This window comes from Nocardia sp. NPDC127606 (assembly GCF_042671725.1).
GTDB lineage: Bacteria > Actinomycetota > Actinomycetes > Mycobacteriales > Mycobacteriaceae > Nocardia.
The window spans coordinates 407665-428274 of sequence record NZ_JBHXWQ010000002.1; the positions used below are offsets into that span (position 1 = coordinate 407665).

At 67.3% G+C, this 20610-nt stretch carries 17 protein-coding genes; 11 read left to right on the forward strand and 6 right to left on the reverse strand.

Annotation, left to right across the window (positions count from 1 at the left end):
* Nucleotides 1–30: 30 nt before the first annotated feature.
* The 6 genes from purF to purM all read left to right on the forward strand — a co-directional run bounded on the left by purF (nucleotide 31) and on the right by purM (nucleotide 8358).
* Nucleotides 31–1611, forward strand: a complete 1581-nt coding sequence (gene purF, locus ACFVJ5_RS12740) for an amidophosphoribosyltransferase (protein WP_378865564.1) — start codon at nucleotides 31–33, stop codon at nucleotides 1609–1611.
* A 291-nt stretch (nucleotides 1612–1902) separates the two neighbouring features.
* Nucleotides 1903–3489: an ABC transporter substrate-binding protein gene (locus tag ACFVJ5_RS12745; RefSeq protein ID WP_379220125.1), complete on the forward strand. Its 1587-nt coding sequence runs from the start codon at nucleotides 1903–1905 to the stop codon at nucleotides 3487–3489.
* Between the two features lie 53 nt (nucleotides 3490–3542).
* Entirely contained in the window at nucleotides 3543–4583 is a 1041-nt protein-coding gene (locus ACFVJ5_RS12750) for an ABC transporter permease (RefSeq protein WP_379220630.1), read from the forward strand.
* Nucleotides 4583–5533, forward strand: coding sequence for an ABC transporter permease (locus ACFVJ5_RS12755; protein ID WP_378990584.1), 951 nt, complete (start codon nucleotides 4583–4585; stop codon nucleotides 5531–5533). Before ACFVJ5_RS12750 ends, ACFVJ5_RS12755 begins: the two co-directional genes overlap by 1 nt.
* Nucleotides 5526–7190, forward strand: coding sequence for an ABC transporter ATP-binding protein (locus ACFVJ5_RS12760; protein WP_379220126.1), 1665 nt, complete (start codon nucleotides 5526–5528; stop codon nucleotides 7188–7190). The genes ACFVJ5_RS12755 and ACFVJ5_RS12760 overlap by 8 nt, the downstream gene beginning before the upstream one ends.
* Before the next feature lie 88 nt (nucleotides 7191–7278).
* Nucleotides 7279–8358, forward strand: coding sequence for a phosphoribosylformylglycinamidine cyclo-ligase (gene purM / locus ACFVJ5_RS12765; protein WP_379220127.1), 1080 nt, complete (start codon nucleotides 7279–7281; stop codon nucleotides 8356–8358).
* Nucleotides 8359–8647: 289 nt separating this feature from the next.
* Here the strand turns inward: purM and ACFVJ5_RS12770 are convergent, their stop codons facing one another.
* From ACFVJ5_RS12770 to ACFVJ5_RS12785, 4 genes are all read right to left on the reverse strand, one after another.
* Complete coding sequence (locus tag ACFVJ5_RS12770) at nucleotides 8648–8875, reverse strand: DUF3073 domain-containing protein (RefSeq protein WP_301904780.1); 228 nt, start codon at nucleotides 8873–8875, stop codon at nucleotides 8648–8650.
* Nucleotides 8876–9050: 175 nt separating this feature from the next.
* A complete protein-coding gene (locus ACFVJ5_RS12775; protein ID WP_379220128.1) occupies nucleotides 9051–10001 on the reverse strand; it encodes an asparaginase in 951 nt (316 codons plus the stop codon).
* A gap of 70 nt (nucleotides 10002–10071) precedes the next feature.
* Entirely contained in the window at nucleotides 10072–10746 is a 675-nt protein-coding gene (locus tag ACFVJ5_RS12780) for an MOSC domain-containing protein (protein ID WP_379220129.1), read from the reverse strand.
* Nucleotides 10743–11846, reverse strand: a complete 1104-nt coding sequence (locus ACFVJ5_RS12785; RefSeq protein WP_379220130.1) for a YgfZ/GcvT domain-containing protein — start codon at nucleotides 11844–11846, stop codon at nucleotides 10743–10745. The genes ACFVJ5_RS12780 and ACFVJ5_RS12785 overlap by 4 nt, the downstream gene beginning before the upstream one ends.
* Nucleotides 11847–11968: 122 nt before the next feature.
* Between ACFVJ5_RS12785 and ACFVJ5_RS12790 the strand changes: the two genes are divergently transcribed.
* The 5 genes from ACFVJ5_RS12790 (at nucleotide 11969) to cydC (ending at nucleotide 19098) form a co-directional block, all read left to right on the forward strand.
* Complete coding sequence (locus ACFVJ5_RS12790) at nucleotides 11969–12874, forward strand: aminodeoxychorismate lyase (RefSeq protein ID WP_379220131.1); 906 nt, start codon at nucleotides 11969–11971, stop codon at nucleotides 12872–12874.
* 135 nt (nucleotides 12875–13009) lie between these two features.
* A complete protein-coding gene (locus ACFVJ5_RS12795) occupies nucleotides 13010–14464 on the forward strand; it encodes a cytochrome ubiquinol oxidase subunit I (RefSeq protein ID WP_379220132.1) in 1455 nt (484 codons plus the stop codon).
* 9 nt (nucleotides 14465–14473) lie between these two features.
* Complete coding sequence (gene cydB / locus ACFVJ5_RS12800; RefSeq protein WP_379220133.1) at nucleotides 14474–15502, forward strand: cytochrome d ubiquinol oxidase subunit II; 1029 nt, start codon at nucleotides 14474–14476, stop codon at nucleotides 15500–15502.
* Between the two features lie 117 nt (nucleotides 15503–15619).
* Entirely contained in the window at nucleotides 15620–17377 is a 1758-nt protein-coding gene (gene cydD / locus ACFVJ5_RS12805; RefSeq protein ID WP_379220134.1) for a thiol reductant ABC exporter subunit CydD, read from the forward strand.
* A complete protein-coding gene (cydC, locus tag ACFVJ5_RS12810) occupies nucleotides 17374–19098 on the forward strand; it encodes a thiol reductant ABC exporter subunit CydC (RefSeq protein ID WP_379220135.1) in 1725 nt (574 codons plus the stop codon). The genes cydD and cydC overlap by 4 nt, the downstream gene beginning before the upstream one ends.
* Before the next feature lie 329 nt (nucleotides 19099–19427).
* Here cydC and ACFVJ5_RS12815 read toward each other — a convergent pair whose 3' ends face one another.
* Both ACFVJ5_RS12815 and ACFVJ5_RS12820 read right to left on the reverse strand, forming a co-directional pair.
* Nucleotides 19428–20120, reverse strand: coding sequence for an FABP family protein (locus ACFVJ5_RS12815; RefSeq protein WP_379220136.1), 693 nt, complete (start codon nucleotides 20118–20120; stop codon nucleotides 19428–19430).
* Nucleotides 20121–20299: 179 nt separating this feature from the next.
* Nucleotides 20300–20605, reverse strand: a complete 306-nt coding sequence (locus ACFVJ5_RS12820) for a DUF1416 domain-containing protein (protein ID WP_056818727.1) — start codon at nucleotides 20603–20605, stop codon at nucleotides 20300–20302.
* Between the last annotated feature and the right edge of the window lie 5 nt (nucleotides 20606–20610).

The following is a 20610-nucleotide window of genomic DNA, read 5'->3' on the forward strand; positions in this document are numbered from 1 at the left end:
CCCCCAGCCCGCCCGAACAGGGAGCAAACGGTGACCGACGTCGATCCCACGATCGTCCCCACGCCCAATACCCCCGACGAGATCGAACACGACCCTCGCGAGGAGTGTGGCGTCTTCGGCGTCTGGGCTCCCGACGAAGACGTGGCGAAGCTCACCTACTACGGCCTGTACGCCCTGCAGCATCGCGGGCAGGAGGCGGCCGGAATCGCCGTTTCCGATGGTTCCCAGATCCTGGTCTTCAAGGATCTCGGCCTGGTCTCCCAGGTCTTCGACGAGCAGACGCTCGCGGCAATGCCGGGGCATATCGCCGTCGGACACTGTCGCTACTCCACCACCGGTGGTGTCACCTGGGAGAACGCGCAGCCGATCTTCCGTACCACCTCCGTCGGCTCCGGCCTGGCGCTGGGCCACAACGGCAACCTGGTGAACACCGCCGAATTGGCCGGTCGCGCACGCGAACTCGGCCTGATCGGCGCCGGGGTGATCGATGGCCGCCCGCAGATGACCGGCGCCACCTCCGACTCCGACATCGTCACCGCGCTGCTGGCGCACGCCTCGGCGGACTCCAGCATCGAGGCCGCCGCGATGGAACTGCTGCCGCAGTTGCGCGGCGCGTTCTGCCTCACCTTCATGGACGAGCACACCCTCTACGCCGCGCGTGACCCGCACGGCGTGCGCCCGCTGGTGCTGGGCAGGCTCGATCGTGGCTGGGTCGTCGCGTCCGAGACCGCCGCGCTCGACATCGTCGGCGCCGCGTTCGTCCGCGAGATCGAGCCGGGCGAGCTGCTGGCCATCGACTCCGAGGGCGTGCGCTCCATGCGCTTCGCCAATCCCGAGCCCAAGGGTTGCGTCTTCGAGTACGTGTACCTGGCGCGCCCCGACACCACGATCGCCGGTCGCTCGGTGCACTCCACCCGGGTGGAGATCGGCCGCAAGCTGGCCAAGGAGCATCCGGTCGACGCCGATCTGGTGATCCCGGTGCCCGAGTCGGGTACGCCCGCCGCGGTCGGTTACGCCCAGGGCTCCGGTATTCCGTACGGCCAGGGCCTGATGAAGAACGCCTACGTGGGCCGCACCTTCATTCAGCCCAGCCAGACCATTCGTCAGCTCGGCATCCGCCTCAAGCTCAACCCGCTGCGCGAAGTGATCCGGGGCAAACGACTCATCGTCGTCGACGACTCCATCGTGCGCGGCAACACCCAGCGCGCGCTGATCCGCATGCTGCGGGAGGCCGGTGCGCTCGAGATCCACGTGCGCATCGCGTCGCCGCCGGTGAAGTGGCCCTGCTTCTACGGCATCGACTTCGCCTCGCGCGCGGAGCTGATCGCCAACGGCACCGGCGCCGACGACAGCTACGCCGACATGGTCGAGAACGTGCGTCGTTCCATCGGCGCCGACACCCTCGGCTACGTCTCCACCGAGGGCATGATCGCCGCCACCGAGCAGCCGCGCTCGCGCCTGTGCACCGCCTGCTTCACCGGCGACTACCCGATCGAACTGCCGCCGGAGGCAGCCATCGGCAAGAACGTGCTCGAGGGGATGCTCTCGGGCAAGGCCGAGTCGAAGCTGCTCGGCGAGAACGCCAACGTGGACGCGCTCAGCCGTCCATAACACGCGTAAGACGCGTCGCACTACGCCTCACAAGAGGGGTCGGACAGGATAAACCTGGTCGGCCCCTTTTGTGTTGTGTACGAGAGTAATTCCGGTAACCGGTAATTTCGTAAGATTAGTTCATAACATGGCGGCAATAATTCGGACCATTTGAAACTGGGCGGTAATGGTTCACCTGTACGGTCCCTCGATATATCGCTAGCTCACCATGTAGTCGTCGCCTCCGTGATCCGGGTGCGACGGCTGCGCGGCGTTCGAGAATGGGACCTGATGTTGAACAAGGCACGAAGTATGCGCGCGAAACAAATTGCCGCGGTGGGTATTACCGCTGCTGTGGCTGCCGCGCTGGCCGGTTGTGGTTCCGGCCGCACCGATGAGGCGGGCTCCGGCGCGGGCCTGGTCGTCGGCACCACCGACAAGATCTTCTCGCTCGACCCGGCCGCGGCGTACGACAACGGTTCGCTGCTGGTGGAGAACCAGATCTATTCGTATCTGCTGAACTTCGCACCGGGCGATACCACGCCCAAGCCCGACGCGGCGGAAAAGTGCGAATTCACCACTCCCACTGTGTACACCTGCAAGATCAAGTCCGGGCTGAAATTCGCCAGCGGTAACCCGCTGACCGCGAAGAGCGTGAAGTTCTCCTTCGACCGGATGGTGAAGATCAACGATCCGCACGGTCCCGCATCGCTGCTCGGCAATCTCGAGAAGACCGATGTGGTCGACGATCTCACCGTCGCGTTCACCCTCAAGGTCGCCAACGATCAGACCTTCCCGACCATCCTGCCGACCCAGGCGGGCCCCATCGTCGACGAGGCGGTGTTCCCGGCCGACAAGGTCGCCACCGACGACGAGGTCGTCAAGGCCAAGGGCTACTCCGGCCCGTACACGATCTCGAGCTACGACAAGAACAAGCTCGTCGAGTACCAGGCCAACCCCGATTATCAGGGCATCCTCGGCACGCCGAAGACCAAGACGGTGTCGACGAAGTACTACGCCACCTCCGACAACCTGAAGCTGGACCTGCAGAACGGCGCCATCGACGTCGGCTACCGCTCGTTCACCCCCACCGACATCGACTCCCTGCGGGCCGATTCCAAGGTGAAGGTCACCGACGGCCCCGGCGGCGAGCTGCGCTACGTGGTGTTCAACATGAACACCATGCCGGGCAACACGCCGGCGCAGAAGCTGGCCGTACGCAAGGCCTTCGCGTCCTCCGTCGACCGCGAGGCACTGGCCAACGGCGTCTACAAGGGCACCTATCAGCCGGCCTTCGGCTACGTGCCCGCCGGCATGGCCGGTTCGGCCGAGCCGCTCAAGGACCTCTACGGCGCCAAGCCGGACAAGGCCGCGGCCGCGAAGTTCCTCGCCGACGCGGGCGTCGCCACCCCGGTGACGCTGAACCTGCAGTACAACCCCGATCACTACGGCTCGAGCTCCTCGGAGGAGTACGCGGCGGTCAAGTCGCAGCTGGAGGCCTCGGGCCTGTTCAAGGTGAACCTGCAGTCCACCGAGTGGGTGACCTACCAGAAGGAGCGCGCCTCCGACGGTTACCCGATGTACCAGTTCGGCTGGTTCCCGGACTTCCCGGACGCCGACAACTACCTGACGCCGTTCTTCGGCCCGAACAACTTCCTGCAGTCGCACTTCGAGAACCCCGGCATCAACGCCCAGCTCACCGCCGAGACCACCGAGGGCGACCCCACCAAGCGGGCCGAGTTGCTGAAGAAGATCCAGACCGATCTGGCGCAGAACTTCCTGCCGACCCTGCCGCTGCTCTCGGGTAAGCAGGTCGCGGTGTCGAAGCCGGGCGTCAACGGTGTCGATCAGACCCTCGACGGCTCCTTCAAGTTCCGGTTCACGGTCCTGAGCAAGTGAGTGACGTTGCCGCTGCGCCCGGATCACCGATCCGGGCGCGGCGTTTCGGGTGGATGCGCGGCGGGGGTTCCCGCCAGGTGGCTTTGCTGCGGTACCTGCTGATTCGGCTGTTGCTGATTCTGCCGACCGCGTGGTTGCTGGTGACAGTGGTGTTCTTCCTGATGCGGGTGATCGGTGACCCGATCAGCGCGGCCATGGGTGGCCGACTGACCCAGGATCAGATCGAAGAGCGCAAGGAAGCCGCAGGGCTCAATCGCCCTATCCTGACGCAGTATTGGGAATACATCACCGGCTTTCTGCACGGTGACTTCGGACGGACCCAGGACAACCAGGCGATCAGCGATGTGGTGATCACCTACGGTGCCGCCACCTTCGAACTGGTCTTCTGGGGTCTGCTCGTGGCGTTCGCCGTCGGCGTTCCGCTGGGCAGATACGCCGCGACACACCGGGATACGCCCTCGGACGCGTTCCTGCGGTTCTCCGCGGTGCTGGCCTACGCGGCGCCGGTGTTCTTCGTGGGCATGCTGCTCAAGCTGATCTTCTCGGTGTGGCTGGGCTGGTTCCCGGTCGGCGGGCGGGCCAGCACCGACGTAGAGCTCGCGCTGCAACATGTCTCGCCGAAGACGAACATCCTGATCATCGATTCGATCCTCTACGGCGAACCGTCCTATGTGCTCGACGTGCTCGAACACGCGGTGCTGCCCGCGGTGGCCCTCGGGCTGCTCACCGGCGGCATCTTCCTGCGGCTGGTGCGGGTGAACCTGATCCAGACGCTGCGCAGCGATTTCGTCGAGGCGGCGCGGGCGCGCGGATTGTCCACGCGGGTGGTCACCGGCAGGCACGCGGTGCGCAACGCGCTGATCCCGATCATCACGGTGATGGGCATGTGCATCGCGATGATGCTCGGCGGTGCGGTGCTCACCGAGACCACATTCGAATGGAAAGGCTTGGGCTATCAGCTCGCCGAGTATCTGCGGGCGCGCGACTTCATCGCGGTGCAGGGCATCGTGGCGTTCATCGCGCTGGTTGTCGCGGTGATGAGCTTCGTCGTCGACGCCATCGTCGCGCTGATCGACCCGAGGGTGAGGTTCTGATGACTACCGCTGTGAAACGTCGGCGTCTGCCCGGCGCCGAACTGCTGTCGAAAACCTCGGGGCTGCAACGGGTCACCCTGATCACCGGCTTGGTGCTGGTCGGTGTGTTCGTGTTCGTGGCGGCGTTCGCGCCGTTGCTCGCGCCCTACGGGCTGGCCCAGAACTCCGCTGACGGAGTGGCTTTCGTGCCGCAGCAGGGTCCGTCGGCCGAGCACTGGTTCGGTACCTCGGTGCGCAGCGAGGATGTGCTCTCGCGGGTGCTGTTCGGCGCGCGCACCGCGCTGCTGGTGATCGCGATCTCGGTGACGCTGTCGCTGCTGATCGGAGTGCCGCTGGGACTGCTGTCGGGGTTCGTGGGGCGCTGGGTCGACAAGACGCTGGTGCTGATCATGGACGCCATCTACGCGTTCCCGTCGCTGCTGCTGGCCATCGTGGTGTCGATCGTCGTCGCGGGCGGCACGTCGAGCAGTCTCGGCGGCATGCTGTCGGCGGCCATCGCGATCACGGTTGTCTATGTGCCGCAGTACTTCCGGGTGGTGCGCAACGCGACGGTCGCGGTGAAGACCGAGCCGTACGTGGACGCCGCCCGGGTGACCGGCGCGTCGACGACGCGAATCATGTTCCGCCACATCCTGTCCAACGTCACCGGCTCGCTGCCGGTGATCGTCACGATCAATGCCGCCGACGCCATCCTCACCCTCGCCGCGCTCGGCTTCCTCGGGTTCGGCATCGAACCCACCCAGGCCGCCGAGTGGGGCTACGACCTGAACAAGGCGCTCAACGATGTCTCCAACGGCATCTGGTGGACCTCGATCTTCCCCGGCACCGCGATCGTGCTGGTGGTGCTCGGGATGACGCTGGTCGGCGAGAGCCTCGACGAGACGCTGAACCCGCTGCTGCGCACCCGGCGTGCGGTCACCTCGGCAGACAAGGAAACAGTCGATGAGTGAAAAGACTGCCGCACTGGCTGTTTCGGGCCTGTCGGTCACCTTCTCGACCGACAGCGGACCCGTGAACGCGGTGCGCAATGTGTCCTACGAGGTGTTCCCCGGTGAAGTGCTCGCCATCGTCGGCGAGTCCGGGTCGGGCAAATCGGTGAGTTCGCGCACCGCCATCGGACTGCTGCCGCATTCCGCGTCGGTGCGCGGGCTGGTGACCATCGGCGACCGGCCGGTCACCTCGATGACCGAACGTCAGCTCACCGCACTGCGCGGTGGCGAGGTGTCGATGGTGTTCCAGGAACCGGCGCGGGCGCTGGACCCGCTGTTCACCGTCGGCTTCCAGATCTGTGAAGCGCTGCGCGCGCACAGCGGGATGGGCCGAAAAGCTGCCAAGGCCAAGGCGATCGATCTCTTGCGCCTGGTCGGGCTGCCCGATCCCGAGCATCGCGTCGACTACTACCCGCACCAGCTCTCCGGCGGGCAGAAACAGCGCGTGATGATCGCGATCGCCATTTCGTGTGAGCCGAAGGTGATCATCGCCGACGAGCCGACCACCGCGCTCGATGTCACCGTGCAGGCCGAGATCCTGGAACTGCTGCGCGATCTGCGCGATCGGCTCGGCAGCGCGATCGTGCTGATCACCCACAACATGGGTGTGGTGGCCGACCTCGCCGATCGGGTGGTGGTGATGCGCGCGGGCGAGGTGGTCGAACAGGCGCCCGTGCACGAGCTGTTCGCCAGTCCGAAGGCCGACTACACCAGGGCGCTGCTCGACGCCGTTCCGCATCTCGGCGCGGCGACCATCGAGCGGCCCGTGATCGACCGGACCGTCGAGCCCGTGCTCGATGTGAAGGATCTGGTCGTCACGTTCCCCGGGCCGTTCGGTCGGCCCGCCTTCCGGGCCGTCGACGGCGTCAGCTTGCAGATCAGGCCGGGGGAGACCCTGGGCCTGGTCGGCGAGTCGGGGTCGGGCAAGTCGACCATCGGGCGCTGTGTGGCCGCGTTGCAACGGCCGAGCGAGGGGCACGTGCTGATTCGCGGGCAGGACATCGCGGATCTGTCCCAGCGCAAGCTGCGGCCGATCCGGCGGCGTTTCGGGTTCGTGTTCCAGGACCCGGCCGGTTCCCTCAACCCGCGTCTGACCGTCGGCGAATGCGTCGCCGAGCCCCTGGTCGTGCACGGCATCGGGGACAAGGCGAGCATCCGCGCGCGGGTCAGGCACATGCTCGACGACGTGCAGCTGCCCGCGGGCACCGAGAACCGGTACCCGCACGAACTGTCCGGCGGGCAGCGTCAGCGGGCCAGCCTGGCGCGGGCGCTCGTGCTCGACCCCGATCTGCTCGTCGCCGACGAGCCGACCAGCGCGCTCGATGTCTCGGTGCAGGCGGCGGTGCTCGAACTGTTCGCCGAACTGCAGCGAGGGTGCGGTTGGGCGTGTCTGTTCATCAGCCACGATCTCGCCGTCGTCGACCAGCTCGCGGACCGGATCATGGTCCTGCGCGAGGGTTCCTGCGTCGAGGAGGGCGACAACGAACAGATCCTGCGTAACCCGCAGCACGAGTACACCCGTCGCCTCGTCGCCGCCGTTCCGGTCCCCGACCCGGTCGAACAGCGGCGGCGTCGCGCCGAGATCGCCGCCACATTCGCCACCGAGCTGGAACAATGAGCTAGGAGCCGCACGACACCCGGAGTGGCGGATCACTTAGAGTTACTAGGCATCTATCCGCCGATTCGGTTTGGAGCTTTCCCCCACAATGACTGAACAGACACCCAGCGGTGCAGGCGCTTCCTACGCTGCGGCGGGCGTGAGCATCGAAGCCGGTGACCGCGCCGTCGAATTGTTCGGACCATTGGCCAGGAAGGCCAGCCGACCCGAGGTGCAGGGCGGCATCGGCGGCTTCGCCGGTATGTTCGCCCTCAAGGGCGGATACCGGGAACCGCTGCTCGCCGCCTCCACCGACGGCGTCGGCACCAAGATCGCCATCGCCCAGGCCCTGGACAAGCACGACACCGTCGGGCTCGACCTGGTGGCCATGGTCGTCGACGACCTGGTGGTGTGTGGCGCCGAGCCGCTGTTCCTGCAGGACTACATCGCCATCGGCAAGGTCATCCCGGAGAAGGTCGCCGAGATCGTCTCCGGCATCGCCGAGGGCTGCATCAAGGCCGGTTGCGCACTGCTCGGCGGCGAGACCGCCGAGCACCCCGGCCTGATGGATCCCGACGACTACGACCTGTCCGCCACCGGCGTCGGCGTCGTCGAGGCCGACGCGGTGCTCGGCCCCGACCGGGTGCGTCCCGGCGATGTCGTCATCGCGATGGGCTCCTCTGGCCTGCACTCCAACGGCTACAGCCTGGCCCGCAAGGTGCTGCTCGACATCGACCGGATGTCGCTCACCGGCTATGTCGAGGAGTTCGGCCGCACCCTCGGTGAGGAACTGCTCGAGCCGACGCGGATCTACGCCAAGGACTGCCTCGCACTGATCGCCGAGACCGATGTGCGCACGTTCTCGCACGTCACCGGTGGTGGCCTGGCCGCCAACCTGGCGCGCGTGCTGCCCGCGGGCCTGGTGGCCGAGCTGGACCGTGGCACCTGGAACCCGGCGCCGGTGTTCAAACTGATCGCCCAGCGCGGCCGCGTCGAGCGGATCGAGATGGAGAAGACGTTCAACATGGGCGTCGGCATGGTCGCGATCGTGGCGCCCGAGGACGCTGATCGTGCGCTGGCGGTGCTCACGGCCCGCCACATCGACTGCTGGACGCTGGGTCAGGTCAAGAAGGCCGCCGATGTCGAAGCGCCGCGTGCGGTGCTGCTGGGCGATCACCCCAGGTTCTGATCTCCGCTACGCACTGAGCCGGGTCGCGATGGTCGCGACCCGGCTCACGTGCGTTCAGGGTTTGTTCCGGCCACTGAGTGGCTAACCCGTACCCGGAGGGTTTTTACCCGTCGGCTCGGGGTGGTCGGGGCCTCGAGGCGGCGAACACGACGAGCGTCCTGTGTATCGCACAGGACGCTCGTCGTGTATTCAGGTATTCGCCGTAACTGCTACTACGAGCCTGTCGTCACTCACCTGAGAACGGCTGGAAGGGGGAGGCCGGCAGGCCTCCCCCTTCGTCGCTGTCAGGTCAGCGGCGCCAGCTGTCGTAGCCGTCGTCCTCGTCGTTCCAACGAGACGGCGACTCGTCCGCATCATGCTCATCGGACAGCACTGCACTACTCCTGGGTTGGGAGTAGGGCGGAGCATCGCTATCCGACAGCTCGCGCTGAAGGCTCGCGAAGTCGGTCGGCGCGGAGCTGTACTTGAGCTCACGTGCGACTTTGGTCTGCTTTGCCTTAGCCCGGCCACGGCCCATGGCTGACCCCCTCGCGTCACTGCGGGGCGGCCTGGGGTTTGTTGGCGGCCCCGTTCGAATTAATACTCTTCCTGACAGACACTTTAGCGTGTGTCAGAGCGTCGCGCTCCCAGGAGTGGGTGAAGACCTGTCGAAGCGCCCCGGTTTGCCCCTTCTTCGCCCAGACCGCCCGGTCTCAGATGACTCCCGGAATCGCGCGGATCACACCGACTCTGGCGTCGCCGCCGAACACCGCGGTGGCCGCGAGCTGAGTGTGCTGATCGGTCCACTCGACGCCGAGTTCGCGCAGAATCGCCAGCGTCAGAGGCATCCGGGCCCGATCGTGACCGTCTTCGATCTTGTACGCGAAGGCCCTTCCGTCGGGGAGCGCACCCGCGTGCACGCCGTCGGCGCCGATCTTGCAGAACAGTCCGGGGGTCGCCGACATGGCCAGTAGATCCGGGCCGCTCGTGCCGGAAATCACTCGTGGATTCGCCCGAACGGCGTCGGCGATCCGGCGCGGCGCGGTGCCGGACTCGGCCGTGGTGAAGCCGGCGAAGGCGCGCGCGAGGTTGATCAGCGAGACGGGCACGATCGGCAGGCCGCAGCCGTCGATGCCCAGATCGGTCTCCGGTTCGCCGGTGACGTCGGCGACGGTGGCCAGGACCGCTTGCTGAAGTGGATGTTCGATCTCGAGGTATCCGGTGCGCGGCCAATCGTTGATCGCGCAGGTCGCCAACATCGCGGCGTGTTTGCCGGAACAGTTCATGTACAGCGGGCTCGGGCCCGCACCGGTGATCGCGGCGGCGCGGGCTTTCTCCTCGAAGGGCAGGTCGGGTGGGCAGGCGAGGTCGCCGGCGGTGTAGCCGAAGCGGTCGAGCAGGCGACGGACGAGAGCGATGTGGTCGGGTTCACCGAAGTGGGAGGCGGTGGCGATGGCGAGTTCGTCGTCGTCGACGGGGTCGAAACCGTTGCGCAGCAGGGCCAGTGCCTGCATCGGCTTGTTGGTGGAGCGCGGGAAGATCGGGCCGTGGATCTCGCCGAGTTCGAGGGTGGGGGTGCCGAAGGCGTCGAGGATCACGACCGAGCCGCGGTGCACGCACTCACGGAAGCCGGATCGCACGACTTCGACCAGTTCGACGCTCATGCTGTCTCCCTTGGGCATGCTCGGGCGCCCTGCGTGGTTACGCGAGCTGCCGCCTCCGGGCGCTGACCGCTCATGCGCGGACCTCCACGGTGCGGGTTCGGGTGTGGCGGTCGATCTGCATGCGGACGTCGGCGGAGATGGTCGGTTCCTCGGCGCGCAGGCGTTCGAGGCGGGCGGGGTCGGCGCCGGTGAACAGATCGCGGACGGTGATGCCGTGTTCGGGGACGTGGACTACGCGGACCTCGTCGCCCGCGCCGATGGTGCCCTCGGTCAGGACCCGGAAGTAGGCGCCGGTGTCGGATCGCAGGGCGAAGCGTTTGACCCACCGCTGCTCGCCCGACCACTGCTGGAAGGTCGCGCAGGGCACCCGGGGCGCGCTGACCTCGAGCAGGGTGTCGCCGATCGCCCAGTGCGCGCCGAGCACCGCGTCGCTGACCGGCAGGCCGGTCAGGCGCAGGTTCTCGCCGAACCAGCCCGCGGGCAGTTCGCGGTCGAGTTCGTCTGCCCAGCGGCGGGCGTCTTCGTCGGCGTAGGCGTAGACGGCCTGGTCGATGCCGCCGTGGTTGGCGGTGTCGCAGACGTGGTCACCGTGCAGGCCGAGCGCGGCCACGACTACCCGACCGTCGACAGGACGCTTGTCGATGGCCGTGCGGCCGACGCGGGTGCGCACCTCGATCTCGGCGTGGACGACGCACACGGCCTCGACGCGGCCGGTATCGCCGACGCGCGTGACCGGACGGTTCATCGCCCGCGCAACCGGTTGACGGCGGCGCGCCCCGCCTGCTCGGTGTCGTCGGCGGGGACCGAGTCGGGGTCGATGGCCGCGGCCATGCTGCCGACCACCAGTTCGGTGCCCGCGGGAACCGAACGCTTGATCAGAGCCAGGGCGATCGGGCCGAGTTCGTAGTGGTCGACGACGGTGCCGAGGCGGCCGACGGTGCGGCCGGCGGCGGTCACGTCGTCACCGGTCGCCGGGCGCTCGTCGGCCGAGCCGTCGAGGTGCAGCAGCACGAGGTTGCGCGGGGGCTTGCCGAGGTTGTGGACCCTGGCCACGGTTTCCTGGCCGCGGTAGCACCCCTTGTTGAGGTGGACGGCCCCGTGCTCGTCGATGCCGCCGATCCAGCGGGCCTCGTGCGGGATGGTGCGTTCGTCGGTGTCGACGCCGATGCGGGGCCGCAGCGCGGCCACACGCAGCGCCTCGTAGGCCCACATGCCCGCTGGAGCGGCTCCCGCCGCGGTGAGCCTGGTCCACCATGCCGACAGCTCGGCACGGGGCACGATCAGATCGAAGGAGTCCGGCATCCGCCGCAGGAATCCACCACCGGGCAGCGCGGCCGCGACGTAGATCTCCGGCAGTTGCGCGATGCCGAGCGCGTCGAGCAGTGTGTCCACTCGCGGGCCCAGCAGGCTCAGCACGGCGTGATCCGGCGCGTCCTGCGGCTTGGCGTCGGCCCAGAAGACCATCTTCGTGAGGAACGCCAGCAGTTCGGCGCCGCGGTCGGCCTCGGTATCGAGCCACAGGGTGCCGTCGAGGTCGGTGAGGACGAAGTGGTTGAGGACCCGGCCGTTGAGATCGAGGTCGAGCGTCTCGGCGCTGTGCGCGTCGGGTAGCGCGGCGATGTGCTGACTGGTGATGGTGTGCAGCCAGCTCAGGCGCTCGGCGCCGGTGATCGTGGCGACGCTGCGATGGGAGCGATCCACGACCGCCACCCGCTCCGCAGCGGCCTTCTGTTCGCCGAACGGATCACCGTAATGCCAGGCGACCGCGGCGTCCGGGGTATCGGGTGCACCCGCGACGGCACCCGGAGTATGGAGAACAGGACTGGGGGAGACGACCTGTGACACGACACCCACTGTAGGCGCGTCTGCCGACACGCGCCGCACGTGGTCGTCTTCGCGGCGCGCGTCGCGAGCTCGATTCGAAGCAGCCATAGGCATAACAGAGCGATAACGCCTACGCTCGGCGCATGGGAGAACGGGTTCTTGTGACACTCGACGGGACGGTCGCCGACGCGAACGTACCGTCGCTTTATGCCGACGACATCGGCGCGCTTCGCGGCGATGGCGTATTCGAAACGATTTTGGTGCGCGGCGGCACGGCCACCGCGCTGGAATTCCACCTGGCGCGGTTGCGTCGCTCGGCGCAGGCGCTGGAACTGCCGGAGCCGGGACTGTCGAGGTGGCGCACCGCGGTGGAACTCGCCGTGAAGGAATGGGGATCGGAAGAGGAAGGAATGTTGCGGCTGATCTACACGCGCGGCCGCGACTCGGAATTCGACGCGCCGCGCTCGGAGCTGGCACCGGAGGATCCGCAACCCACCGCGTATGTGCTCGTCTCCCCGGTACCCGCGCGGGTCGCGACTGCACGCGCTGAGGGCGTGAAGGTGATGTCGCTGGCGCGCGGTATCTCGGTCGACCTCGCGCAGGCGGCGCCGTGGCAGCTGCTCGGCGCGAAGACGCTGTCGTACGCGACCAACATGGCCGCGCTGCGGTTCGCGCGGCGGATGGGCGCCGAGGACGTGATCTTCCACAGCACCGAACACAAGGTCCTCGAGGGGCCGCGCTCGACAGTGGTGATCGCTCGCGGCAAGCAGCTGATCACCGTGCCCGCCAAGAGCGGCGTGCTGCCCGGCGTCACGCAGCGCGCGCTGTTCAACGTGGCGGAGAAGTCGGGCTGGGAGTGCAAGTACCAGACGCTGTTCACCGCGGACCTTTTCGACTGTGACAGCATCTGGCTGTTGTCCAGCATCACCCTTGCCGCGCGAGTGAACCAGCTCGACGGCATTCGCTTGTCGGCGCCCGACAACGCTCAGGAGATCATCGACATGGTCGACCTCGGGATCGAACGGCCGGGGACCATCGGAGACTGGTGATCCGTGTGTGGGGCACGGGTGGGCGTGCCCCTGCGGGAAGGGTTTCCGCGGGCCGTGGCGGTTGTCACGCTCGAACGAGGTGATTCCCGGCGTACGATCTACTACAAGTTGTCGTAGTAGATCGGTGGAGGTCGGATGGACACCCTTGATGTCTCCCGGTGGCAGTTCGGGATCACGACCGTCTACCACTTTCTGTTCGTTCCGCTGACCATCGGACTCGCGCCGCTGATCGCGATGATGCAGACCGCCTGGGTGATCACCGGCAACGAACGCTGGTACCGGCTGACCAAATTCTTCGGCAAGCTGTTCCTGATCAACTTCGCCCTCGGCGTCGCGACGGGCATCGTGCAGGAATTCCAGTTCGGGATGAACTGGAGCGAATACTCCCGCTTCATCGGCGACGTCTTCGGTGCGCCACTGGCGCTGGAAGCGCTGATCGCCTTCTTCATGGAGTCGACGTTCATCGGGTTGTGGATCTTCGGGTGGATCCGGCTGCCCAAGCTGGTGCATTTGGCGACCATCTGGATCGTCGCCATCGGGGTGAACGCTTCGGCGTATTTCATCGTCGCCGCCAATTCGTTCATGCAGCATCCGGTGGGAGCCCGGTACAACCCGGAGACCGGACGTGCTGAGCTGGAGAGCATCGCGGCGCTGCTGACCAACAACACGACATTGGCCGCGTTCCCACATGTGGTCGCGGGCGCGTTTCTCACCGCGGGCACCTTCGTCGCGGGCATCGCGGGCTGGTGGATGGTGCGCAACGCCCGCAGTGGCGATCCGGCCAAACGCGAAGAGGCGCAGACGATGTGGCGCCCGGTGGGGCGATTCGCCCTCGTGGTGGTGGCGCTGTCCGGTGGCGCCTTGATCTTCACCGGCGATATCCAGGGCAAGCTGATGTTCGAACAGCAGCCGATGAAGATGGCATCGGCGGAATCGTTGTGCCACACGGCGACCGACCCCGACTTCTCCGTTCTCACCGTGGGCACGCACAACAATTGCGACGGCGTGATCCACGTGCTCGAGGTGCCCTATGTGCTGCCCTATCTCGCCAAGGGCGAGTTCAGCGGGGTGACGCTCGACGGCGTGGTGGATCTGCAGAAGACCTACAACGTCGCCTACGGGCCCGGGGACTACCGGCCCAACCTGTTCGTCACCTACTGGTCCTTCCGCGCCATGATCGGGCTGGCAGGCGGGTCGGTGCTGCTGCTGTTGGCCGGGTTCTGGGTGACGCGCGGTGGCCGCGTGCCGGATCAGCGGTGGTTCTCCTGGCTGAGCCTGCTCGCGATCCCCACGCCGTTCCTGGCCAACAGTGCGGGCTGGGTGTTCACCGAGATGGGGCGTCAGCCGTGGGCGGTGGTGCCCAATCCGACCGGCGATCCGAATATCCGAATGACGGTGCAGCAGGCGGTCTCCGAACACTCCGCCGGGACCGTGATGTTCTCGCTGGCGGTGTTCACGCTGCTCTACGGCGCGCTCGCGGTGGTGTGGTTCTACCTGATGCGACGGTATGTCGTCGCCGGGCCGGACACCCAGGCGCACGCCGAGAGTTCGGACAGCACCGACACTCCCCAACTTTCCTTCGCGTACTAGGAGCCGACGATGGATCTGCAACAGTTCTGGTTCCTCCTGATCGGTGTGCTGTTCACCGGCTACTTCGTGCTCGAGGGATTCGACTTCGGCGTCGGCATGCTGATGCCGATTCTCGGTAAGGGGTCCGATACCCGCAGGCGCGTCGTGCTCAATACGATCGGGCCGGTCTGGGACGGCAACGAGGTGTGGCTGATCACCGCCGCCGGTGCGATGTTCGCGGCTTTTCCCGAGTGGTACGCCAGCGTGTTCTCCGGGTTCTATCTGGCGCTGCTGCTCCTGCTCGTCGCGTTGATTCTGCGGGTGTGCGCGATCGAATACCGGGGCAAGATCAATGATCCGAAATGGCGGGCCTGGTGCGATATCGGGATCGGGATCGGGTCGTGGATTCCGGCGCTGGCCTGGGGATGGGTGTTCGCGAACATGGTGCGGGGCGTGCCGTTGAACGCGGACAGGCAGATCGTCGGTTCGGTCGGGGACCTGCTCAGCCCGTACGCGTTACTCGGCGGGCTGACCACCGCTGTTCTCTTCGCGCTGCACGGTGCGGTGTTCCTGGTGCTCAAGACAGCGGGTGAGGTCCGCACGGACGCCGTGCGGATCGCCAGGTCGCTGCTGATTCCCACCGCGGTAGTAGTCGGCGGATTCGGATTGTGGACCCAGCTCGCCTACGGCGCCGGGTGGACCTGGATCGTGCTGGTGACCGCCGTGCTCGGGCTCGCGCTCGCCGCGGTGGCGACTGTCGGGGGGCGTGACGGCTGGGCCTTTGTCGGCACGACGCTCGGTGTCGTCTCGGCGACGGTGCTGATCATCGGGTCGATGTATCCGAATGTGCTGCCGTCGACCATCAGCCCGCTCTACGACCTCACCATCCACAATGCGTCCTCGTCGCCGTATACGTTGAAGGTGATGAGCTGGGCGGCGTTGCTCGCTACGCCGGTGGTGCTGATGTATCAGGGGTGGACCTATTGGGTTTTCCGGCAGCGGATTCGGGTGGAACAGATTCCGCCGCCGGTGGGTCTGCCGCTGAGCGGTAAGGGCTGACCGATGACGTCGGCCTTGTCTCGCGACATTGTCGCTCGTGGAAGGTCGGACGCTGTGGTGCCGGAGAGCTTGTCGCAGGAGGGGCCGGAGACGCCGAAACGGTCGAGGCGCGGGCCGGTGGATCCGCGGTTGTGGCGGTACGCGCGGTCGGCGCGACCGCATCTGGTGATCGCTGTCGCGCTGGCGCTGGTGATCACGGCGACGATCGTGGTGATCGCCCTCGTGTTGGGACGGGTACTCGCGGGGGTGATCACGGATCCGGGCAAGCGCGAGTTCGGTGCGTGGACCACGGAATTGGCGGTCCTGGCGGTAGCCGTCGCGGTGCGGGGGCTGGCGAGTTGGTGGCAGGCGCGGTTGGCTCATCGGGCCGGAAGCGCGGTGGTCGCGGAGCTCGAGACGGCGGTGCTGCGGGCCGGCGCCGAACTGCCGCCGCGGGAACTGGACGTGCGGCGAACGGAGATCGCGGTCGTCGTCGGCAACGGTCTGAGCGGGTTGCGTGGATGGTTCACCGGCTATCTGCCCGCGCTGTTGCTGGCCTGTCTGGTGCCGCCGGTGGTGTTGGTGGTCATCGCCCTGCACGATCGGACCTCGGCGCTGATCGCGGTGATCACGGTGCCGTTGATCCCGGTGTTCATGGTGCTGATCGGGCTGCTCACCCAGGGACGAGCCGAGGCGACGCTCGCCGCGACCACGCGGTTGTCGGACCAGATCCTCGATCTTTTCGCGGGCATGCCCACCTTGCGCGCGCTCGGACGTGAGGGTGCGGACGGACCCTCGATGGTGAATCAGGTGCAGGCCCTCGGCGATTCGCTGCGACAGCGGACCATGCGCGCGCTGCGGATCGCGTTCCTCTCCTCGATGGTGCTGGAAAGCCTCGCGACGCTGAGTGTCGCGTTGATCGCGGTCGCGATCGGGCTGCGGTTGGTATTCGGGGAGATGGCGTTGTACAGCGGGCTGGTCGCGTTGATTCTGGCGCCGGAGGTGTACTGGCCGCTGCGGCAGGTGGGGGAGAAGTTCCACGCGGCGCAAGACGGAATGGCCGCCGCTGACCGGGCTTTCGCGGTGCTCGAACCGGAGGCCGCGCACCGGCGGGACGAAGCCGTGCCTGCTCGCGCCGCGTGGGGCGAGGTCGTCGGATCCGGTAGCCGGACGGCGCGCCGGTCCGGTCCGTCCGTCGCGGGTGTTGGACCCGCGCGAATCGCCCTGCGTGGATTGTCCGTTGTCGCCAGGACCGGCACCGCGCCCGATCAATTGACGGCCGTGCTCGAACCCGGACTGGTGACCGTCCTGACCGGGCCGAACGGGTGCGGGAAATCGACTACGGTGCAAGCGATTCTGGGCCTGGTTCAACCCGATGAAGGCGCCGTCTTCGTCGACGGTATCGATGTGCGTGAACTCGACCCCGATCGCTGGTGGAGCCGGATCGCCTGGTTGCCACAGCGACCCGTGCTGGTTCCCGGGACATTGCGCGAGAACGTCGAACTGCTCGGGGCCATCCCGGACCCGACTGCCGATGACCTTCGAGCCGTGAGCGCCGCAACAGGATTCGAGCGCGTGCTGGCCGAACTCCCCGACGGCTGGAACACCGTCGTCGGCCAGAACGGCACCGGTCTGTCCCTGGGTCAACGCCAGCGCCTGGCCCTCACTCGCGTCCTCGCCGCCCACCGCCCGATCCTGCTTCTCGACGAACCCACCGCTCACCTGGATCCCGAGAGCGAGCAACGCGTGCTCACCACCCTGCGCGAATACGCCGACGCCGGTGCGACCGTCGTGGTCGTCGCCCACCGCCCGACTGTGCTGGCAGCGGCCGATGCGGTGATCGAGGTAGTCGCCGCGGACGCGCCTTCGATGGAGAGGGTGGTGGCGGTCTCATGATCGGCGATCTGCGACAGATTTGGCGGCTGCTCGCGTTGTCGCCCGCGCGGGTCGCGGTGGCGATCGCCTGGGGAGTGGCGGCGTTGGGCAGTGGGCTCGGGCTGGCCGCGCTGGCCGCGTGGTTGATCGCGCGGGCCTGGCAGATGCCGCCGGTGCTGGATCTGAGCGTCGCGGTGGTGGCGGTGCGGGCACTGGGCATCTCGCGGGGGTTGTGCCGGTACCTGGAGCGGCTGGCCACCCACGATGTGGCATTGCGGGCGATGACGACCGCTCGCACGTCGGTGTATCGCGCGTTGGCGCAGTCGGATGTCTGGTGGCGGCGAGACCGAAGCAACTCCTCGGACGGGCAGGCCGGTGACGAGTCCGATCGGGCGCTCACCGCCGAGTGGCGGACGCGTGTGGGCTCGTCGGATCGCAGCGAAGAGGACGGTTCGAGGCGCGAGTTGCGGCGCGGGGACGTGTTGGTGCGGATCGGTGCTGATATCGACGATCTCGGGGCGGTGGTTGTGCGGGTGCTGGTGCCCGTGGCGGTGGCGGTGGTGTTGTCGCTGGCCGCGGTGGGACTGATCGCCATCATTTCGCCGCTTGCTGCCGTGATTCTCGCTGTGGCGCTGGGGGTTTCAGGGGTTCTCGCGCCGTGGTCGTCGGCGGTGGCCGCGCGCGACGCCGAGCGGTCGGTGCGGGCCGATCGGGCCGAGTTCACCGCCGAGGGGCTCACAGTGCTCGACCATGCTGCCGAGCTCCGTGTCGCGGGGCGGCTGGATGTGGCACTCTCGGTGGCGGACAGGGCTTCTCAACGTGCGGTGATCGCCGAGGATTCGGCTGCCTCGCGGAGCGCGTGGGCGGCTGCGGCCACTCCGCTGTCGATCGGGGTGAGCGCGTTCGGTGCGCTGCTGGTCGGCATCGCCGCCTACGGGCCGACCGGCGGGCTCCCGGGCGGCATGACCCCGATGGCTCTCACGATCCTCGTCCTGGTGCCGCTGTCCGCGTTCGAAGCCGTGGGTGCGCTGCCCGCCGCAGCGACAACTCTCACCACCTCCAGAGCCGCTCTGCACCGGATCCGCGGCATCTCGGCGGCAGCCCCGGGTACGGAGGGCGACACGGGTGTGGACCGCGAGAGAGCGTCTGCCGTTGGTATGCGGGAACCGATGCCGGAAGGGCGCCGGGTGGTCGTCGTCGGACCGAGCGGGGCGGGGAAGACGACGTTGCTGATGGCCTGGGCGGGCCTGTTCGACACGCCTCGGGACGGGGTCACGTTCTTCGCGGAGGACGCGCATCTGTTCGGCACCTCGATCCTGGAGAACCTCCGGGTCGCGCGTGGTGACCTCACCCTCGACGAGGCCGACAGCGCCCTGCGCACAGTCGGTCTCGGGCCGTGGCTGGATGCGCTGCCGGACGGTCCGCACACCTCGCTCACCGCGGGCGCGGCCGCCGTATCCGGTGGTCAACGCCGCCGCATCCTGCTGGCCCGCGCCCTGGTCGCCCCCGCGCACACCCTGCTCCTCGACGAGCCGACCGAACACCTGGCCGCCGCCGAAGGCGATCAACTCCTGCGCGACCTCCTCGACGCGGACAGCGGTCTCGTCGCCCCCGATCGCACCGTTGTCGTTGTCACCCACCAACTCCCGCGTGGGCACGGAGCCGACACCGTCGTCACCGTCGATGCGACCGGCACCTGCCACATCGAGCACCTCCACTCCGCGACGTACTCGGAAACCTGACGTATTCGCCCAGGTCAGAACCGCAATTAAATCAATTGCCGAGCACGCCGAGCGCGGCTAAATTCATCAGTACACAAGAGAGGAGGTGGTCTGAAGAATGTATGTTCATCGGATGCGTGAGGTGGCTGCCCGCTAGCAGCTCCACTGCGGGAGATTCCCCAGCGGTGCGCTGAGCGAATCCCAGGCAGTCACCCGACCCCCGAGCCCCCGGAAGATCCAACCGGGACCATCGTGTTCACAGAATGCGGTGGAACGGCTCGGGGGTCGCTCCATTTCACAACGAGAACGGCCCGCCCAGAGTGCTCTGGACGGGCCGTTCCCGAAGGATCTCAGCCGATGTAGCGGACCAGCCGCGCCGACAGGCGGGGGACGAGCGCGCCGTCGGGGTCCACGCGTTCTTCCACGTAGGCGAGGTCGCCGTTGTCGACGATGCCGTAGAGGCGCTTGGCGCCGCCCACCACCGCGCCGGAGGTGCTGCGGATGGAGACGTCGGTCGCGAGCTCCCAGGAGGCCTGGTTGCGGGCCTTGCCGTAGTACAGCTCGATGACGCCGTTGCTGTGGGTGAGCAGGAGTTCGAGCAGTTCGTCGGTGCCCTCACCGCCGACCCGCCAGTAGCCGCTCTCGCGCAGATCGGGGCCGGTGTACTTGCCCTCGGCGTCGAGCTTCCAGGTCTGCGATTCCCAGGCCAGGTAGTCGCCGCCGTCGTGGGAGACGATGATCTGCTGGCCGAACCGGTAGTCACCCTCGGTGGGGTGATTGCCCTCGCCCTCGCCGCGCCACACACCGACCAGCGGCAACAGGGCCAGCATGGCGTGGTTCAGATCCGGGCCGAGGCGCAGATTGGCGGTGTCTTCGGGCAGGGGAAGACCAGGCAGGACCGAAATATTGCGGGCGCCGGTCTCTTTCGCCCGTTCAGCGGCGACATTCACTGCCTCGTCGCCGCTACGACGCTCGGCCGGAGCGTCTTGCTCTGTGCTCGCTCGCTCGGCCGGTTCGTTACCTTCGCCAGCGAGCCCGCTCATGACTCGGTGAAGAGCCGGTAGAAGACGTACAGGCCGAACCAGCCGATGAGAATCGACACGGCGACAAGGAGTACCTCGAAGAAGATGACCACAATCGGAGTCTAGCTACTCCGCGCAACAGATACGAAAACGGCCCTGGTAGTTCCCGCACAGGAACTACCAGGGCCGTTGTGAGCTTCTTACTTGGCGACCGCGACGTCGACGGCGTGAATGCCGGCGCCCTCGGGGCTGATCTCGGCGGAGCCGTTGCCCGACGAGGACAGCGCGCGCAGGGTCCACGAACCCGGTGCGGCGAAGAAGCGGAAATCACCGGTGCCGGAGGCGACGACCTCGGCGGTGAAGTCACCGTTGCCGTCGAGCAGACGCACGAACGCGCCGCCGACAGGCTGGCCGTCGGTGCTCAGGACACGGCCGGTGATGACCGTTTCCTTCTCCACATCGACGCCGGCCGGGATGGCCTGACCCTGGGTAGGTGCTGCACACATATTGA

Excerpts from the sequence above, each read along its gene's own strand:
- ACFVJ5_RS12745 (WP_379220125.1), top strand. The coding sequence starts at position 1,903 with ATGCGCGCGAAACAAATTGCCGCGGTGGGTATTACCGCTGCTGTGGCT.
- ACFVJ5_RS12750 (WP_379220630.1), top strand. The coding sequence starts at position 3,543 with ATGCGCGGCGGGGGTTCCCGCCAGGTGGCTTTGCTGCGGTACCTGCTG.
- ACFVJ5_RS12755 (WP_378990584.1), top strand. The coding sequence starts at position 4,583 with ATGACTACCGCTGTGAAACGTCGGCGTCTGCCCGGCGCCGAACTGCTG.
- ACFVJ5_RS12760 (WP_379220126.1), top strand. The coding sequence starts at position 5,526 with ATGAGTGAAAAGACTGCCGCACTGGCTGTTTCGGGCCTGTCGGTCACC.
- purM (WP_379220127.1), top strand. The coding sequence starts at position 7,279 with ATGACTGAACAGACACCCAGCGGTGCAGGCGCTTCCTACGCTGCGGCG.
- ACFVJ5_RS12770 (WP_301904780.1), bottom strand. The coding sequence starts at position 8,875 with ATGGGCCGTGGCCGGGCTAAGGCAAAGCAGACCAAAGTCGCACGTGAG.
- ACFVJ5_RS12775 (WP_379220128.1), bottom strand. The coding sequence starts at position 10,001 with ATGAGCGTCGAACTGGTCGAAGTCGTGCGATCCGGCTTCCGTGAGTGC.
- ACFVJ5_RS12780 (WP_379220129.1), bottom strand. The coding sequence starts at position 10,746 with ATGAACCGTCCGGTCACGCGCGTCGGCGATACCGGCCGCGTCGAGGCC.
- ACFVJ5_RS12790 (WP_379220131.1), top strand. The coding sequence starts at position 11,969 with ATGGGAGAACGGGTTCTTGTGACACTCGACGGGACGGTCGCCGACGCG.
- ACFVJ5_RS12795 (WP_379220132.1), top strand. The coding sequence starts at position 13,010 with ATGGACACCCTTGATGTCTCCCGGTGGCAGTTCGGGATCACGACCGTC.
- cydB (WP_379220133.1), top strand. The coding sequence starts at position 14,474 with ATGGATCTGCAACAGTTCTGGTTCCTCCTGATCGGTGTGCTGTTCACC.
- cydC (WP_379220135.1), top strand. The coding sequence starts at position 17,374 with ATGATCGGCGATCTGCGACAGATTTGGCGGCTGCTCGCGTTGTCGCCC.
- ACFVJ5_RS12815 (WP_379220136.1), bottom strand. The coding sequence starts at position 20,120 with ATGAGCGGGCTCGCTGGCGAAGGTAACGAACCGGCCGAGCGAGCGAGC.
- ACFVJ5_RS12820 (WP_056818727.1), bottom strand. The coding sequence starts at position 20,605 with ATGTGTGCAGCACCTACCCAGGGTCAGGCCATCCCGGCCGGCGTCGAT.